Origin of the sequence: Methylosinus sp. C49, assembly GCF_009936375.1 — a bacterium.
Classification (GTDB): domain Bacteria; phylum Pseudomonadota; class Alphaproteobacteria; order Rhizobiales; family Beijerinckiaceae; genus Methylosinus.
Window position 1 is genome coordinate 2813358 of the sequence record NZ_AP022332.1, and the last position, 16387, is coordinate 2829744.

Below are 16387 nucleotides of genomic sequence, written 5' to 3' on the forward strand. Positions count from 1 at the left end.
ATAGGAGCGGCCGATGATGCAGACGATCTCCACGAGATGCTGCGTGGTCGGCGGCGGCCCGGCGGGGCTGATGGCGGGTTTTCTGCTGGCTCGCGCCGGCGTCGAGACGATCGTCCTCGAGAAGCACGCCGATTTCCTGCGCGACTTTCGCGGCGACACGATCCACCCCTCGACTCTTCAGCTCATGTTCGAGCTCGGCCTGCTGCAGGAGTTTCTGAAGCTGCCGCATCGCAAGGCGTTTCAGCTCTCGGCCTTTCTGGAGGACCGCAAATTCGTCGTCGCCGATTTCCGCGGCCTGCCGACCTTGTGCAAATTCGTCGCCTTCATGCCGCAATGGGATTTTCTGGACTTCATCGCCGGCGAGGCGAAGAAGCTGCAAAATTTCCGCTTGCTGATGCAGACTGCGGCCGATGGCCTCGTCGAGGAGGACGGCCGCATCCTCGGCGTGCGCGCCACGGGGCCGGAGGGGCCGCTCGAGATCAGAGCCGATCTCACCATCGCCGCGGATGGACGCACGTCGCGGATGCGCGAATCGGCGGGGCTCGAGGTCGAGGATTTCGGCGCGCCCATGGATGTGCTGTGGTTCAAGATGCGGCGCGAGGCGAACGACCCGGAGGAGACCTTCGGCCGCGTCGCGCCCGGCCGCATGGTGGCGATGATCGAGCGCGGCGCCTATTGGCAGATCGGCTATGTGATCCCCAAGGGCCGAGCGCAGGCGCTGCGCGGCCGCCGAATCGACGAATTTCGTCACGCCATAGCCGATTGCATTCCCTTTCTCGCCGATCGCGTCGAGGATTTGCGCGACTGGGAGGACGTGAATCTGCTGACCGTGCAGGTCGATCGCTTGAAGAATTGGAGCCGGCCGGGCCTGCTCTGCATCGGCGACGCCGCGCATGCGATGTCGCCCGTCGGCGGCGTCGGCGTCAATCTGGCGATTCAGGACGCCGTGGCGACCGCAAATCTGCTCGCCGAAAAGCTGCGTGATGGAACGCTGACGGATGCGGATGTCGGCGCCGTGCAGAAGCGCCGGGAGTTTCCGGCGCGGATGACGCAGCGGCTGCAGCTCTTCATTCAAGATCGCGTCATCAGCAATGTGCTCGCCGCGGACAAGCCTTTCGAGCCGCCATTTGCGCTACGGCTTCTGGACCTCTTCCCGGTCCTACGGCAAATTCCGGCGCGGCTAGTCGGCCTCGGCGTGCGGCCGGAGCATGTCAATTCATCGCGCGGATGAAAGCGCCGAAGGCGCGCGGTCCATCGCCGGTCTTGGCCTTGGCGATCACCTTCAGGCTGTCGGCGGCGATCGACCAGAATTCATTGGTGAACCAGTTGGCGACATAGACGGTCTTGCCGTCGCGGCTCGCGCCGATGCCTTCTGGATATTCCCCGACCTTCACCTGCGCCACCGGCGCGAAGGTCGAGAGATCGAAGACGCTGACCGATTCGGCATATTGGTCGGTGACGAAGCCCCTGCCCTGCGCCAGCGCCACGCAATAAGGTCGCTTGCCGACCTTCACCGTGGCGATGACACGCCGGCTCGAAAGATCGATGACGCTGACATCGTCCGATTCGACATTGGCCGTGTAGGCGCGCTCGCCCTTGGCGTCGATGGTGACGCCGAAAGGATGGCGGCCGACATCGAGCTCGCCGAGCTTCTCGAAGGACGCCGCATCGACGAAGGCGATTTTATTGGCGTCGCGAATCGCGACGAGGATCGTCTTGCCGTCGGGCGTCACGGCGACGCCGGAGGGCGTGACGCCGACTTTCGCCGTGGCGACGACGCCCGCTTCGGGATCGACAGCAAAGAGCCGCTGCTCATACATGTCGGCGACATAGACGCGCTTGCCGTCCGGCGCGACGGCGAGGCCGAGCGGGCCGCCCTCGAGCGGTATCTTGCGTAGGACGCGACGCTCACGCGTGTCGACGACGGAAAGAAATTTTCCTTCCGGGCTCGTCACATAGGCGCGGGCGCCGTCGGCCGAGACGGCGACGCCGGCCGGCTTGCCGCCGATCGGCAGGGTCGCGACGGGGGCCATGGTCGAAAGATCGACGATGGTGAGATCGCCGCTGCCCTGATTGGTGACGAAAGCCTCGTCCGCTCCCGCGGGCGAAGCGAGAGCGAGCCCGAGAAGGGCGGCGCGCGCCGCACTGCCCCAGGAATTGCGGATCACTTGCCTTCGACCTTGGCCTTCAGCGAAGCGAGGCCGGCCTTGTAGAGATCGCCCACGGCCTTCAGCGCCGCCTCGTCGGAGAGCTCCGGCGGCGGATCATTGTTGGGGAAGCCGCGATAGAAGGCGCCGCGCCATTCGACGACGCTCTTGTCGCCCTGCGGCTTTATCGTGATCGTCGAGGAATAATTGTTCACCGGCAGGATTTTCACATCCACCTTCTCAATGCGATAGGCGAGCGAGAAGTCCTTGGCGTCATATTTGGTCAGCAGCTCGTCGATCTCGCCGCCGTTCTTCAGCGTGAGATGGCGCGTCGCCTTGTCGGGCGTGTTGCCGCCCTGCCCTTCTGTCTTGGCGATAGGCGGGAGCCAGCTCAGATCCTGGAAATTGCCGACGATCGCCCAGACCTTCTCGGCCGGAGCGGCGATCTCGATCGTCTCCGTCACCTTCTGGCGCGAGGGGCCGTGGGCGAGCGCGGCCGACGAGGCGAGAGCCGCGAGCGACAAGGCGGCCAGGAACCCCCGGCGCGCGACGACGAATGACATGACTACCTCCTGAAGGGCATTTAGGCGCCTATTGCCCCGGCGCCGCCGGCGCGCAACTAACTCCTCCGCGCCCTGCGGCGTCAAGACTCCCGATCTCTGCGGGCGGAAAATCCTGCTGCGCTGCGACAAAGTTCCCGAAGCTTTCGTCGCAGAAATGAGGCGCCGTCCCTCGGGCCTGCTCGAGAATCGCGCTTTCGAGCGCCCTTACGTAAAGTGCGGCTCACGTCGAGCCCGCTGTCCAGAGCGCGACTCGGCTTTCCCCATTATCCACGGTATTTTGCAAGATATTGTCCAATTATTTATTCCTCACACTATATCTTGACGCCGTCGGAAGAGTGACGCACTGTGCGGGTGTCTCATGACGCAGCGGCGGATGAACGAAAAAGCTGTTTCTCGCGCGCCCCCGGCGGGCGGCGCGACGCTTTTCGGCAGCCAAAGCTGCGGCTCGTCGCAGCGGCTCTCCGCCGCGCCGCGGCCCGACCCCCGTATCTGCGTTTCCTGCCGACGTAGAGTCCCTGCCAGAACGAGCTTGTCGCGACCGATCCATCGGCCGCGATCGATTCACCGCGCGCATTTTTCGAGGATCGAAATACGATGAAGATCGAGCGACGCCACACGACAGCCGGCCAGTCTCCCTATGCGGACATCGAGTTTCGCGCGGCGCGTAGCGAGATTCGCAACCCTGACGGCTCGGTCGTGTTCTCGCTCGAGAATATCGACGCGCCGGCCGATTGGAGCCAGGTCGCCATCGACGTGCTGGCGCAGAAATATTTCCGCAAGGCCGGCGTGCCGGCGCGGCTGAAGCGCGTCGAGGAGCATGAGGTTCCGAGCTTCCTGTGGCGCTCTGTTCCCGATGCGGAGGCGCTCGCCCTTCTGCCCAAGGCGGAGCGCTATTCCTCCGAGACCTCGGCGCGCGAGGTGTTCGACCGTCTCGCCGGCGCCTGGGCCTATTGGGGCTGGAAGGGCGGCTATTTCGACACGGAGGAGGACGCCTCCGCCTTTCAGGACGAGCTCCGCTACATGCTGGCCCGCCAGATGGCGGCGCCCAATTCGCCGCAATGGTTCAACACCGGCCTGCATTGGGCCTATGGCGTCGACGGCCCCAGCCAGGGGCATTTCTATGTCGATTATCAGACCGGCAAGCTGACCAAGTCCAAGACCGCCTATGAGCATCCGCAGCCGCACGCCTGCTTCATCCAGTCGGTGGAGGACGATCTCGTCAATGACGGCGGCATAATGGACCTTTGGGTGCGCGAGGCGCGCCTGTTCAAATACGGCTCCGGCACCGGCTCCAATTTCTCCAAGCTGCGCGGCGAGAAGGAGAAGCTCTCGGGCGGCGGCTCCTCCTCCGGCCTCATGTCCTTCCTGAAGATCGGCGACCGCGCGGCGGGCGCGATCAAATCCGGCGGCACGACGCGCCGCGCCGCGAAAATGGTGGTGGTCGACGTCGACCATCCCGATATCGAGGCCTTCATCGATTGGAAGGTGAAGGAGGAGGAGAAGGTCGCCTCGCTCGTCGCCGGCTCCAAGATCGTCAAGAAGCATTTGAAAGCCGTGCTGCGCGCCTGCGTCAATTGCGAAGGGCCGGGCTTCGACTGCTTCGACCCGGAGAAGAATCCGGCGCTGAAGCGTGAGATCAGAGCCGCGCGCCGCGCCGAGGTGCCGGACAATTACATCAAGCGCGTCATTCAATTCGCGCGTCAGGGCTATAAGGACATTTCCTTCGACACCTATGACACGGATTGGGACAGCGAGGCCTATCTCACCGTCTCGGGCCAGAATTCCAACAACACCGTGCGCGTCACCGACGAATTTCTGAAGTCGGTGGAGACCGACGGCGATTGGACGCTGACGCGCCGCCTCGACGGCAAGCCGTCGAAGACGCTGAAGGCCCGGGAATTGTGGGAGAAGATCGGCTACGCCGCCTGGGCTTCCGCCGATCCCGGCATTCAGTTCCACACGACGATCAATGATTGGCACACCTGCCCGGCCGGCGGCGCCATACGCGCCTCCAATCCGTGCTCGGAATATATGTTCCTCGACGACACGGCCTGCAATCTCGCCTCGCTGAACCTGCTGCAGTTCCGCGACGCGCAGACGAAGCGCATCGACGTCGATTCTTACGAGCACGCCGTGCGGCTATGGACCGTCGTGCTGGAAATCTCCGTGCTGATGGCGCAATTTCCGTCTCGGGAGATCGCGCAACTGTCTTATGAATATCGCACGCTCGGCCTCGGCTACGCCAATGTCGGCGGCCTGCTGATGTCCTCCGGCATCGCCTATGACAGCGACGCCGGCCGCGCGCTCTGCGGCGCGCTTTCGGCGATCATGACCGGCGTCGCCTATCGCGCCTCGGCGGAAATGGCCAAGGAGCGCGGCCCCTTCTCGGGCTTCGAGGCCAATCGCGAAGCCATGCTGCGCGTCATTCGCAATCACCGCCGCGCCGCCCATGGCCAGCGCGCCGGCTATGAGGGCCTCGCGACCGCGCCCGTGCCGCTCGACCACGCCGCCTGCCCCGATGCGGCGCTCATCGCCCGCGCGACCCGCGCCTGGGACGAGGCGCTCGCGCTCGGCGAGGAGCATGGATATCGCAATGCGCAAGTCTCCGTCGTCGCGCCGACCGGCACGATCGGCCTCGTCATGGATTGCGACACCACCGGCATAGAGCCGGATTTCGCTCTGGTGAAATTCAAGAAGCTCGCCGGCGGCGGCTATTTGAAGATCGTCAATCGCGCCGCGCCGGAAGCTTTGCGCGCCCTCGGCTATAGAGAATCCGAGATCGCCGAGATCGAGGCTTACGCCGTCGGCCACGCCTCGCTCTCCAACGCCCCGGCGATCAACACGACCTCGCTGCGCGCGCGCGGCTTCACCGACGAGAAGATCGAGACGGTGGAAAAAGCGCTCGCCTCCGCCTTCGACATCAAATTCGTTTTCAACAAATGGACGCTCGGCGCGGATTTCCTCACCGGCGCGCTGAAGGTTCCTGCGGCGGCGCTGGAAGATGCGAGCTTCGATCTGCTCACCCATCTCGGCTTCTCGCGCCAGGAGATAGAGGCCGCCAATGTCCACATTTGCGGCGCCATGACCCTGGAGGGCGCGCCGCATTTGAAGGCGGAGCATTATCCCGTCTTCGATTGCGCCAATCCCTGCGGGCGCACCGGCAAGCGCTATCTCTCGGTCGAGAGCCATATTCGCATGATGGCGGCGGCGCAGCCCTTCATCTCGGGCGCGATCTCCAAAACGATCAACATGCCCAATGACGCCACGATCGAGGATTGCGAGGCGGCCTATCTCCTGTCGTGGAAGCTGGCGCTGAAGGCCAACGCCCTCTATCGCGACGGCTCCAAGCTGTCGCAGCCGCTCTCCTCGCAGCTCGTTTCCGACGCCGACGACGAGGCGGAGGAAGTCGCCGAGGAGATCATCTCCGCCAATGCGCCGGCGCGCGCGGCGGCCATCGCCGAGCGCATCGTCGAGCGCGTGGTGCATCAAGTGGTGCGCGAGCGCGAGAAGCTGCCGGATCGGCGCAAGGGCTATACGCAGAAGGCGGCCGTCGGCGGCCATAAGGTCTATCTGCGCACGGGCGAATATGTGGACGGGCGCCTCGGCGAGATCTTCATCGACATGCACAAGGAAGGCGCGGCCTTCCGCAGCCTGATGAATAATTTCGCCATCGCCATCTCGCTCGGCCTGCAATATGGCGTGCCGCTTGAGGAATATGTCGACGCCTTCACCTTCACGCGCTTCGAGCCCGCGGGCTTCGTGCAGGGCAATGACGCGATCAAGAATGCGACGTCCATTCTGGACTATGTGTTCCGCGAGCTGGCGATCTCCTATCTCGGCCGCAATGATCTCGCCCATGTCTCGCCGGACGATATCGGCCATGACGTGCTCGGCAAGGGCGAGCATGAAGGCAAGGCGCCCGAGAGCGCATCGTCGGTCGTCTCGAAAGGACTGTTGCGCTCCAAGACGGATCGGCTGATGCTGGTGCGCGGCGGCGCGACCGCGCTGCGCGAGAGCCCCGCGGAAGAGGTGGAGCAGCCCTTGTCCGAGCTCGGCTGGACGGCGCCGACGCGCCCGGTGGAGAGCGTCGCCGACAAGCGCGCCGAAGCGCGGATGAAGGGCTATGTGGGCGAAGCCTGCCCGGAATGCGCGAATTTCACGCTCGTCCGCAATGGCACCTGCCTGAAATGCGAGACCTGCGGCAGCACCACAGGCTGCAGCTGAGCCGCGCGTATTCTGCTGACAATTGACTGACGACATATGAAACGGCGGCGAATCTTCGCATTCGCCGCCGACGCCATGAAAGCCGCGCGCCGCTCACAAAGGCGCGTCAGGCACGCCATGCACATGGACGTCGCGGCCGGAATGCTTGTTGAGAATATCTATGGCGCTTTTCTCATGCGCGGCGTCGCGCGTGCGCACCCATAGCAATATGCCGCCGCGATCCAGCTGCTCTTGCAGATATTGCGCGTGATTCTCGCCGATCAGCTTGGCGAAGAGCGCTCCGACCAGTCCGCCGCCGCCGCCGGCGATGGCCGCCGCCGCGAGCGCGGCCGCCATGGTTCCGCCGCTCGCGAAGATCAATCCCGCCGCGCCGATCGCGCCTATATAGCCGAGGCCGCCGACCAGCGCGCCTTGCGCCTCGCCGATCGACTCGGGCGAGATATAGGCGCCGCGCGGAACATCCGCGTCGTCCGCCACATCCGTCGCCTTCTCATAGGCGTGGCCGAGCTTGGCGTCGACCGTATGCTCGCCGGCCATGAGGCTGATGTCGGCGCGATCGAAGCCGGACGTCTGCAATTCGTCGATCGCCTCTTGAAGCGTATCGGCCGTGTCGAACACGCCGACGGCTTCGCGAACCTGGCTGGTCTCCTCGCCGGACGCCATGACTGTCTCCTCATATGCTCGTGCGATACAGATAGTCGCGGGTGAGCGGCACGGCGTCGATGCGCCGCGCCAGCCGAATGTGAAAGTCGACCGACTTTTCGAGCGAAAACAGCGCCGTCATTTGCGACGTCCGGCTGGAGTTCGGCAAAGCGCCGCAACCGTCAGATATCGCCGCGCGCTCCTGCTTCAATATGCGGCGACGCCGCGGCCGCCGGCCCGTGCGTTCACGCACATCGCCGCGATCCGGCGCGGGCCATTGTCAGCAGGTCCTGAATTTCTCTCCACCTTCTCCTGAGCCTCCTTCGAGCCGCCCTATCCGGGGCGGCTCTTTTTTGGCGCCGGCCGGATGAGGCCCTGGCCGAACCTGCGCGCGCCGTTTCTTGCATGGCCGCGCTCGCATGGACCGACCTGCGCCGCAGGCGACACCCGATGCTTGAGAGGAGATCGACTTGGCCGAGGAACCGAAATTCACCCGCGAGCGCCCCAAGACGGTCGGCGAGCTGATCGAGGCCTTGCAGAAGCTGCCAGCGAACGCGCGCGTCTTGGTCCATGGCGAGGACGACAGCCTCTATGATTGCGGCATGCCTATGATCGAGCTGGTGATGCTCAATCGATACCCGGACAGCCGGGACAATCTCGGCCCGCATCGGCTGTCGAGCGGCATGGACGCCGATAAGGCGGTCGGCGTCGTCATCATCAATGACGCAAATCGGGAGTGGTGAGGGGAGCGCGCAGCGTCAGAGGCCCCGCCCCGGCGCGGCCCTCATCGCTGCGGCCCTCGCGCCTTTCCGGTTCAGATCGAACCGAAAAGACTCTAGTTTCCCTTGCTCTGTCGCGTTTTCGTCACGCGAGCCGGTTCGCACTTCGCTCGAAAACACTCCAGGCTCGGCAAGCGGACGCCGCGCCTCTCAATAAGCGCGCGAATCGCGCAGCACCATCATCATGGTGCGGAATATGATGCCGACGTCGAGCAGCAACGTCCAATTGTCGATGTAATAGAGGTCGCAGTCCACGCGGCTGCGTAGCTTATCCAAAGTGTCCAGCTCGCCGCGGAAGCCTTTGACTTGCGCCCAGCCGGTCATGCCCGGCTTCACCCTGTGGCGCACGGCGTAATATTCGACCAGCTCCTCGAGGTTGCGGCCGTCGGTCTTGGTGGCCAGCGCATGCGGACGCGGACCGACGATCGACATATCCCCGAGGATCACATTGATCAGCTGCGGCAGCTCGTCGATGCTCGAGCGTCGGATGAAACGCCCGACGCGCGTGACGCGCGGATCTCCGCGGCTCGTCTGCACCGTGGCGTGCGCATCGGTCTTCTCGGCGAACATGGAACGAAACTTCCACAATTCGAAAATGCGGCCATTGAAGCCGACACGCTGCTGCCGGAAGAAAATCGGACCCGGAGAGTCGATCCTGATCGCCAGGGCGGTCGCCGCCATCAGCGGCGACAGCAGAACGAGGGCGCAGGAGGCGAGCGCGATATCCTCGAGGCGCTTGAACCAGAGGTTCCAGCCGTGGATCGGCTCCTCCATGCCGCAGAAGGAGATGCGGTCGCCGAATTTCGCGACGCTGACGACATCCGCCATCACGCGCCGATCCGCCGGCAGGACGAACACGCGCGTGGAAAGATGCCGCAGCATGTCGAGATGGCGCAGAACATTCGGAATCTCGGCCCAGGGCGCGGCGAGATAGACATGGTCGATCGCTTCCTGGACGATGCGATCCGACAAATCCGCGAGCTCGGCGAGATCGGCATATGTGGCGTAGCCGACGACGACCTCCTCATTGCGGGTCTCGCCCTCGATCTCGCGCGGATGCAACGGATCGCAGAACACGCCGACCGAGAGCGCGCGATGCACGAAAGCGCTCTCCGCCAGCGCCTCGCGAATGCGTCGCAAGATCAGAGCGCGCGCGGCGATCGCGATCGCCGTGCTCGTCCCCGCCCAGGAGAAGAACCAGAGGCGCGAATAGCTCTCCGCCGATTTCGTCGCGGCGGCGATGCAGATCATCAAGGCGAAAGTCGCGAGGAAGGACAGAGTAGCGCGCCGCAGCACATGCCGGCGATCGAGCACGCTCGATGTCCGATAGACCTCGAAAATATGCGCCAATCCGAACTGCAGGGAGGCGGCGAAGAAAATCGCCCAGATTTGCCACTCCTGCGGCGAGGCCCCCGCCGACTCGCCGGAAAGCCCGGCGCATGCGACCCCCGTGACGATCAAAGCAAAAATGTCGAAGGCGGCAAATCCGGCGGAAAAATTATGGAGCGAAATTCGTTTCGACTTGCGAGTCGATCTGCGGGACCACACGACGTCCCGCGAGTCGCAAAAATCCAACCACATACTCGTCAACCCCGAAAATATTCGGAAGTAATCTAGCTTAATTTTCTGTCAATGCAAGTCACGCACATGCTCTGTTTCGAGACAGATGCGTTCAGTCCAACAAGGCGGCGACATGATTGCCGATCGCCAGCGCCGAGGTGAGCCCGGGGCTCTCGATGCCGAACAGGCAGACCAGCCCCGCGAGACCGTGATCGTCCGGGCCGAGAATGCGAAAATCCGCCGCGGGCGCGCTCGGCCCGGTCAGCTTGGGCCTTATCCCGGCATAATCGGGAACGAGCCGCTCGGCCGGCAGCTGGGGCCAATAGCGACGAATGCGCGCCTCGAAATCGGCGCGGCGCTCGGGGCGGACGCGATAATCGTCGGCGTCGATCCATTCGACATCCGGCCCGAAACGCATGCGGCCGGCGAGATCCAATGTGACATGGACGCCGAGCCCGCCATCGATAGGAGCGGGATAGATCAGCCGCGTGAAGGGCGCGCGGCCGGAAAAGGCGAAATAGCTGCCCTTGGCGAGGATAAGCGGCGGTATAGCCGCCGGATCGAGGCCCGCTATGGCGGCGGCGACCGCCTGGGCGCGCAGCCCCGCGGCCACGACCAGAATCTCCGCCTCCACCGCGCCCGCATTGGCGCCGCCGAAGCGAATGCGCCAGCGCTCGCCGATCCGCTCGGCGCCCAGAACCGGCGTCGCCACAGCGATCGCGCCGCCGTGATCCTCGATCTCGCCGCGAAGCGACAGCATCAGTCCGGGCGCGTCTATGACGCCGGTCTCGGCGCTGAGCAGCGCCGCCGCGCAGGAGAGCGCCGGCTCCAGCCGTCGCGCCTCGGCGGCGCTGCAGGGGGAAAGGCCTTCGACGCCATTGGCGCGTCCATTCGCCAGCAGAGCGTCGAGCTTTTCCTCCTCGCCCGGCTCTGTCGCGACGATCAGCTTGCCGAGCCGGCGATAAGCGACGCCATGGCTCTGCGCGAAAGCAAAGAGCGCGCGCCGGCCTTCGACGCAGAGCCGATGACGCAGGCTGCCGGTCGGATAATAGAGCCCGGCGTGGATCACCCCGCTATTGCGGGAGGAGACGCCGCCGCCGATGACGGGGCCGGCCTCGGCGACGATGACCTCATGGCCCTGCGAGGCGAGGCTGCGGGCGACCGCGAGCCCGACCACGCCGGCGCCGACGATCAATGCGCGCGCCATGGGCTTCCTCTTCGAGACTGGCGTGGCCGACGCTCACGCTCGGCCGGTTGCGGGGTCTGGCTCCTTGGGATAGTGCATCTGCGACACGCGTTTTGAAAGAAGAAGAGAGCCGCCCATGCCGCCGTTCCGCTCCCGCACCACCACTCATGGACGCAATATGGCGGGCGCGCGCGGCCTGTGGCGCGCCACCGGCATGAAGGATGATGATTTCGGCAAGCCGATCATCGCCGTCGCCAATTCCTTCACCCAATTCGTGCCGGGCCATGTGCATCTGAAAGATCTGGGCCAGCTCGTCGCGCGCGAGATCGAGAAGGCCGGCGGCGTCGCCAAGGAGTTCGACACGATCGCGGTCGATGACGGCATCGCCATGGGCCATGACGGAATGCTCTATTCCCTGCCCTCGCGCGAGATCATCGCCGACAGCGTCGAATATATGTGCAACGCCCATTGCGCCGACGCTCTCGTCTGCATCTCCAATTGCGACAAGATCACCCCCGGCATGCTGATGGCGGCGCTGCGGCTGAACATCCCCACCATCTTCGTCTCCGGCGGGCCGATGGAGGCGGGCAAGGTCACGCTGCATGGCGAAAGCCACGCCCTCGATCTCGTCGACGCCATGGTCGCGGCCGGCGACGACAAGGTGAGCGACGCCGACGTCGCCGTCATAGAGCGGTCGGCCTGCCCCACTTGCGGCTCCTGCTCCGGCATGTTCACCGCCAATTCGATGAATTGCCTCGCCGAGGCGCTCGGACTCGCTCTGCCCGGCAATGGCACTGTGCTGGCGACGCATGCCGATCGCGAGCGCCTCTTCGTCGAGGCCGGCCATCTCATCGTCGATCTCGCCCGCCGCTGGTACGAGCAAGACGACGCCAGCGTGCTGCCGCGCTCCATCGCGAAGTTCGAAGCTTTCGAGAACGCAATGACGCTCGACATCGCCATGGGCGGCTCCACCAATACCGTGCTGCATATTCTCGCCGCCGCTTATGAGGCGGAAGTCCCCTTTACGATGGCGGATATCGACCGCCTGTCGCGGCGCGTGCCGGTTCTGTGCAAGGTCGCGCCCAGCGTGCCGGACATTCACCTCGAGGATGTGCATCGCGCCGGCGGCATCTACGCCATTCTCGGCGAGCTGGCGCGCGCCGGCCTGCTGCATACCGATTTGCCGACCGTGCATGCGACGACGCTCGGCGAGGCGCTCGCGCGTTGGGATGTGCGCGTCTCCAATAGCGAGAGCGTCGCGACTTTCTACCGCGCCGCGCCGGGCGGCGTGCCGACGCAAGTGGCCTTCAGCCAGAGCCGCCGCTTCGACGCGCTCGATCTCGACCGCGAGAAAGGCGCCGTGCGCGACGCGGCCCACGCCTTCTCCAAGGATGGCGGCCTCGCGGTTCTCACCGGCAATCTGGCGCAGGACGGCTGCATCGTGAAGACGGCGGGCGTCGACGATTCCATCCTGAAATTCGCCGGCCCGGCGCGCGTCTTCGAGAGCCAGGACGCGGCTGTCGATGCGATCCTGAACGGCAAGATCGTCGCCGGCGATGTGGTGGTGATCCGTTATGAGGGACCGCGCGGCGGCCCGGGCATGCAGGAGATGCTCTATCCGACGAGCTATCTGAAATCGAAAGGCCTCGGCAAAGCCTGCGCGCTCATCACCGACGGGCGTTTCTCCGGCGGCACATCGGGCCTCTCCATCGGCCATGTCTCGCCGGAGGCGGCCGAGGGCGGCCTCATCGGCCTGGTGAAGGAAGGCGACAAGATCGAGATCGACATTCCGGCGCGCTCCATCCGCCTCGCCGTTTCCGATGACGAGTTGGCGAAGCGCCGCGCGGCGGAGGAAGCCCGCGGCAAGGAGGCATGGAAGCCGGCCGAGCGCGCGCGCAAGGTCTCGAAGGCGCTGCGCGCCTATGCGGCCATGACCACCAGCGCCGCGCGCGGCGCCGTGCGGGAAGTGCCGGAAAGCTGAAAGCCGAGGGAGGACGGCGCGCCGCTCATTTTGTGAGATGCGCCGCCGTCGTCACCGCCTTTTGGAACATGATCGTCATCGCATTGCTGATGTCGCCGCCGCCATCCACCTCGAAATACAAATCCGTCGAGGCGCAGCTCTTCAGCGCGTCGCCGACCTGCGACAGGAACGGCTTGACGGCGGCGTCGAAGAATCCGCCATTGTCCGGCGTCGGATAATAGACGGTGTTGAGCACGGCGATGCGAATGCCGCGATTCTTGATCGTCGTGCAATAGGACGTATCGAGCGGCCCGAGGCAGCGGTAGAAGGCGCCGAAGCTGTTCGAATAGCTCTTCTGATAATTGTTGCAGGCGGCGTTGGAGACGAAGTTTCCGTCGACGAGGCCATCCGTCACCAGCAGCAATACCTTCTGCGGGGAGTCGCCGCTGGCGCTCGTGCCATTGCCAGGATTGGCGATGAGGCTATTGGCCTGCGTCAGCGCCATGCCGATGTCGGTCATCGCATTGCGCGTGTTGAGCGGACTGCCGCCGATCGTCGCCGACGTCCATGTCGACGCGCTGGTCGGATAGGTGTAGCTCGCGCCCGCCGGCAGATAATTCTCCTTCTCCATCAGCGGCGGCGTCATCACGTTGATCCCCGCGGCTATGACGCTCACATTGGCGCTCGTCGCCGCGGTCAACGCCACAAGCTGCGTGAAGCCCATATTGAAGGCATAGGCGGCGAAGCGATAATTCGCGCCATTCGCCGCCATCATCGCCTGAGCCGTGCTCGCCAGGCTCTTCGCCGACTCTCGCACATTGTCGATGCGCAGAACGATGCCCTGGTTCTTCGCATAGGTGTAGCTGTCGATCGTTCCATAGCCGGGATATTGGATCGTATATCCCGCCTCCGAGAAGTTGTTCTCATGGCAGGCGAAGGCGCATCCCGTCGCGGCCGTCATCGCATTCACGCCCGCGGTCGTCGCGGGAAGCTCCATCGACGGCGAATTGTCCAGCACGAGATAAAAATCGATATTACGCGCCGTAGATGCGGTGGTCGCCGCCTTCACCGTGAAGGTCGTCGTCGTATTGCGATAGAACGAGCCGAAGGCGTTGACGATCTCCGCCGTATAAGAGACGTTGACGGTTCTGATCTTCGAAAAGGTCGAGGTCGCGTCATTGACCGTCACCGTCAATTTCGTCGCATCATAGGTCAGCGTCTTGATCTGCTGCGCCTGAGCCGCGAACATATTCGTCGCCGCCGTTTGACCGCTGGTCGCGGTTTGCAGCATCATCGCGGGCGTCGTCGCCGCCAGCGCCGCGGAATCGGCGATGGCGCCGAGCTGCGTCTGCACTCTGCCGGTCGTCGCATAATCGAGCGCGCCGCCGGCGGCTATGAGCAGCGGCAGAGCCGCCAAGGCGAAAATAAAGACGACGCTGCCCTTGCGGTCCCCCGCGAAGCCGACGAGAGCGGCCAGAACTCGAATGCCGAACATTTACGCATACGCCTCTTCTGGAGAAGGAAGAGTCGTCGCTCGACATCAAACGTCCGACGCCGGAGCGCTCATGCGCCCCTGTCGGCGGAGCCGTCGAAGGCTGGGCCCTCAGCGTCATGCTCCAGCTCTTGATAATCTCAGTCTCAGCTTATGAGCGAAAGTTCCAAGAAACTATTTCCGCCCCACGCAGGGCCACGTCCCAATCGGGAACAAAATACCAAAAAATCGGGAAAGATGCCAGGATAGCGGCTCATTCCCCGCTCACCCATTCGATCTCATATCCGGCCCCCGGCCCCTGCGCTAAGCGCTCGGCGAGAAAGGCCGAGATCGCCCGCGCCTCCTCCTCGAAGGTGTAGGGCGGATTGACGACGAGGAGGCCGGTGCTGCGCAGCTTGGCATCCGCCTCGGCTTCGCCGACCCAGAGATCGAGACGCAGAATTTTCCTCACGCCGCTGGAGCGCAAGGCGCGGATCAGCCAGCGCGATTCCCCTGCGTCCTTGATCGGACGCCACAGCGCATAAATCCCCGTCGGCCATTTACGATGCGCGTCGAGAAAAGTCTTCAGCATGCGCTCGGTCTCGTCGCGCTGCTCGAAGGGCGGATCGATCAGCACGAGCCCGCGCCGCTCCTTGGGCGGCGCGAAGGCGCAGAGGCCCACATAGCCGTCGAGGTGAATGGCCTTCACGCGCTTGTCGCGCGCAAAGCGCGTCTGCAGCGCCTCGAAAGCGTCCGGCCGCAATTCGCAGAAGACGGCGCGATCCTGCGCGCGCATGAAGCGCGTCGCGATCTGCGGCGAGCCGGGATAGAGCGCCGGCCGCCCCTCCGCGCCGAGCGGGCCGACGATATCGAGATAGGGCGCGAGCAATTCGCGCAGCCGCGCATCGGCGCCGGAGAGGTCGGCCAGCCGACCTATGCCGCCGCGCCACTCGCCCGTGCGCTCGGCGGCGTCGGCGGAAAGGTCATAGGCGCCCTCTCCCGCATGTGTGTCGATGACGCGAAACGGCGTCTCCTTGCGCGTGAGATAGAGGAGAAGCCGCGCCAGCAGCGCATGCTTGAGCACATCGGCGAAATTGCCGGCATGAAACCCATGGCGATAATTCATCGTCTACAAGGGCGCCGGCACGGAGATTTCGCCCGCGCGGCAGGCGCCGCGCGCGATCTCTGGACAGGGGCGGAACTCGCGCAGATCGCGCGAGAAGCAGATGCGCACATCCTGCAGCGCGCCCTTGCGGCAAGTGACCGCGAGCATGCCCGGCCGCAGCCGCGGATTGGCGGCGATAAAGGCGCGCTGAATGTCGAGCGGCGCGAAGCTCTGCGCCTGCCGCGGCCGCTCGAGCGGCGCCGGAATGGTCACGCTCTCCGTCGCGCGGCGCACGTCGAGGAAATAATCGGTCGGGCTCTTGCCCGAGCAGCGGCCATGCTTGCGCCATTCGTGCCGCGCCAGCCCCTCGTCGGGGTAGACGCCGGCGACATGCTCGAGCGCCATGCGCGAGGGCGTCGCGGCGCCGTCGCAGTCGCTCGGAAAGCCATGCTCATATTGCGGCCATAGGCCATGGGTGACGAAGCCTTTGCCGAGGCCGGGCTCGCATTGCGCACGATATTCACGACCGCCGCCGCTCTCGCAAAAGGCCGGCGACCAGGAGAGCGTCAGCACGTAGAAATCGAAGCCGCCGGCGCCGCGCGCCGCCGCCGGATCGATCGCCGCGCTCCGCTCCGGCTCCGCCATGGCGCCGATCGGCGCGAAAAGCGACAGGAGCGCCAGGACGGCGCCGACTTGGGTCGTTTGCTCGAACATGCGCCCGCTCCGAAAAAGCCCGGATGCGGATTGATG

At 64.9% G+C, this 16387-nt stretch carries 12 protein-coding genes; 4 read left to right on the plus strand and 8 right to left on the minus strand.

The genetic code is table 11. From position 1 onward, the window contains the following. Nucleotides 1–13 precede the first annotated feature (13 nt). Nucleotides 14–1231, plus strand: a complete 1218-nt coding sequence (locus tag GYH34_RS13335) for an FAD-dependent oxidoreductase (RefSeq protein ID WP_161914001.1) — start codon at nucleotides 14–16, stop codon at nucleotides 1229–1231. Here GYH34_RS13335 and GYH34_RS13340 read toward each other — a convergent pair. Then, nucleotides 1212–2168: a YncE family protein gene (locus GYH34_RS13340; RefSeq protein WP_161914002.1), complete on the minus strand. Its 957-nt coding sequence runs from the start codon at nucleotides 2166–2168 to the stop codon at nucleotides 1212–1214. The genes GYH34_RS13335 and GYH34_RS13340 overlap by 20 nt on opposite strands. Further along, entirely contained in the window at nucleotides 2165–2710 is a 546-nt protein-coding gene (locus tag GYH34_RS13345) for an SRPBCC family protein (protein ID WP_161914003.1), read from the minus strand. Before GYH34_RS13345 ends, GYH34_RS13340 begins: the two co-directional genes overlap by 4 nt. Before the next feature lie 594 nt (nucleotides 2711–3304). Here GYH34_RS13345 and GYH34_RS13350 point away from each other — a divergent pair. Continuing rightward, nucleotides 3305–6934, plus strand: coding sequence for a vitamin B12-dependent ribonucleotide reductase (locus GYH34_RS13350; RefSeq protein ID WP_161914004.1), 3630 nt, complete (start codon nucleotides 3305–3307; stop codon nucleotides 6932–6934). 93 nt (nucleotides 6935–7027) lie between these two features. Here GYH34_RS13350 and GYH34_RS13355 read toward each other — a convergent pair whose 3' ends face one another. Beyond that, nucleotides 7028–7597, minus strand: a complete 570-nt coding sequence (locus GYH34_RS13355; RefSeq protein ID WP_161914005.1) for a hypothetical protein — start codon at nucleotides 7595–7597, stop codon at nucleotides 7028–7030. A gap of 449 nt (nucleotides 7598–8046) precedes the next feature. Between GYH34_RS13355 and GYH34_RS13360 the strand changes: the two genes are divergently transcribed. Further along, on the plus strand, nucleotides 8047–8319 hold the full coding sequence (locus GYH34_RS13360; protein WP_161914006.1) for a hypothetical protein: 273 nt from the start codon (nucleotides 8047–8049) through the stop codon (nucleotides 8317–8319). Between the two features lie 186 nt (nucleotides 8320–8505). Here the strand turns inward: GYH34_RS13360 and GYH34_RS13365 are convergent, their stop codons facing one another. Beyond that, nucleotides 8506–9936 (minus strand): exopolysaccharide biosynthesis polyprenyl glycosylphosphotransferase, encoded by a 1431-nt coding sequence (locus GYH34_RS13365; protein WP_161914007.1) that lies wholly within the window; start codon nucleotides 9934–9936, stop codon nucleotides 8506–8508. A gap of 91 nt (nucleotides 9937–10027) precedes the next feature. Continuing rightward, nucleotides 10028–11122 carry an NAD(P)/FAD-dependent oxidoreductase gene (locus GYH34_RS13370; protein ID WP_161914008.1) on the minus strand — a complete coding sequence of 365 codons (1095 nt, stop codon included), beginning with the start codon at nucleotides 11120–11122 and terminating at the stop codon, nucleotides 10028–10030. Between the two features lie 115 nt (nucleotides 11123–11237). Between GYH34_RS13370 and ilvD the strand changes: the two genes are divergently transcribed. Further along, nucleotides 11238–13082, plus strand: coding sequence for a dihydroxy-acid dehydratase (gene ilvD, locus GYH34_RS13375; protein ID WP_161914009.1), 1845 nt, complete (start codon nucleotides 11238–11240; stop codon nucleotides 13080–13082). Between the two features lie 25 nt (nucleotides 13083–13107). On the opposite strand, the gene GYH34_RS13380 is transcribed toward ilvD, so the two are convergent. From GYH34_RS13380 to GYH34_RS13390, 3 genes are all read right to left on the minus strand, one after another. Next, a complete protein-coding gene (locus tag GYH34_RS13380) occupies nucleotides 13108–14556 on the minus strand; it encodes a pilus assembly protein TadG-related protein (protein ID WP_161914010.1) in 1449 nt (482 codons plus the stop codon). A gap of 250 nt (nucleotides 14557–14806) precedes the next feature. Continuing rightward, the gene (gene rlmJ, locus GYH34_RS13385) at nucleotides 14807–15658 is read right to left on the minus strand and encodes a 23S rRNA (adenine(2030)-N(6))-methyltransferase RlmJ (protein ID WP_161914011.1); all 852 of its coding nucleotides are present in this window, start codon (nucleotides 15656–15658) and stop codon (nucleotides 14807–14809) included. Nucleotides 15659–15661: 3 nt separating this feature from the next. After that, nucleotides 15662–16351 carry a ribonuclease T2 gene (locus tag GYH34_RS13390; protein ID WP_161914012.1) on the minus strand — a complete coding sequence of 230 codons (690 nt, stop codon included), beginning with the start codon at nucleotides 16349–16351 and terminating at the stop codon, nucleotides 15662–15664. Nucleotides 16352–16387: the final 36 nt, after the last annotated feature.

What these genes read in the sequence shown, in the direction of transcription:
- GYH34_RS13350 (WP_161914004.1), top strand. Translation starts at nt 3,305, where the DNA reads ATGAAGATCGAGCGACGCCACACGACAGCCGGCCAGTCTCCCTATGCG.
- GYH34_RS13355 (WP_161914005.1), bottom strand. Translation starts at nt 7,597, where the DNA reads ATGGCGTCCGGCGAGGAGACCAGCCAGGTTCGCGAAGCCGTCGGCGTG.
- ilvD (WP_161914009.1), top strand. Translation starts at nt 11,238, where the DNA reads ATGCCGCCGTTCCGCTCCCGCACCACCACTCATGGACGCAATATGGCG.
- rlmJ (WP_161914011.1), bottom strand. Translation starts at nt 15,658, where the DNA reads ATGAATTATCGCCATGGGTTTCATGCCGGCAATTTCGCCGATGTGCTC.
- GYH34_RS13380 (WP_161914010.1), bottom strand. Translation starts at nt 14,556, where the DNA reads ATGTTCGGCATTCGAGTTCTGGCCGCTCTCGTCGGCTTCGCGGGGGAC.
- GYH34_RS13345 (WP_161914003.1), bottom strand. Translation starts at nt 2,710, where the DNA reads ATGTCATTCGTCGTCGCGCGCCGGGGGTTCCTGGCCGCCTTGTCGCTC.
- GYH34_RS13370 (WP_161914008.1), bottom strand. Translation starts at nt 11,122, where the DNA reads ATGGCGCGCGCATTGATCGTCGGCGCCGGCGTGGTCGGGCTCGCGGTC.
- GYH34_RS13390 (WP_161914012.1), bottom strand. Translation starts at nt 16,351, where the DNA reads ATGTTCGAGCAAACGACCCAAGTCGGCGCCGTCCTGGCGCTCCTGTCG.
- GYH34_RS13365 (WP_161914007.1), bottom strand. Translation starts at nt 9,936, where the DNA reads ATGTGGTTGGATTTTTGCGACTCGCGGGACGTCGTGTGGTCCCGCAGA.
- GYH34_RS13335 (WP_161914001.1), top strand. Translation starts at nt 14, where the DNA reads ATGATGCAGACGATCTCCACGAGATGCTGCGTGGTCGGCGGCGGCCCG.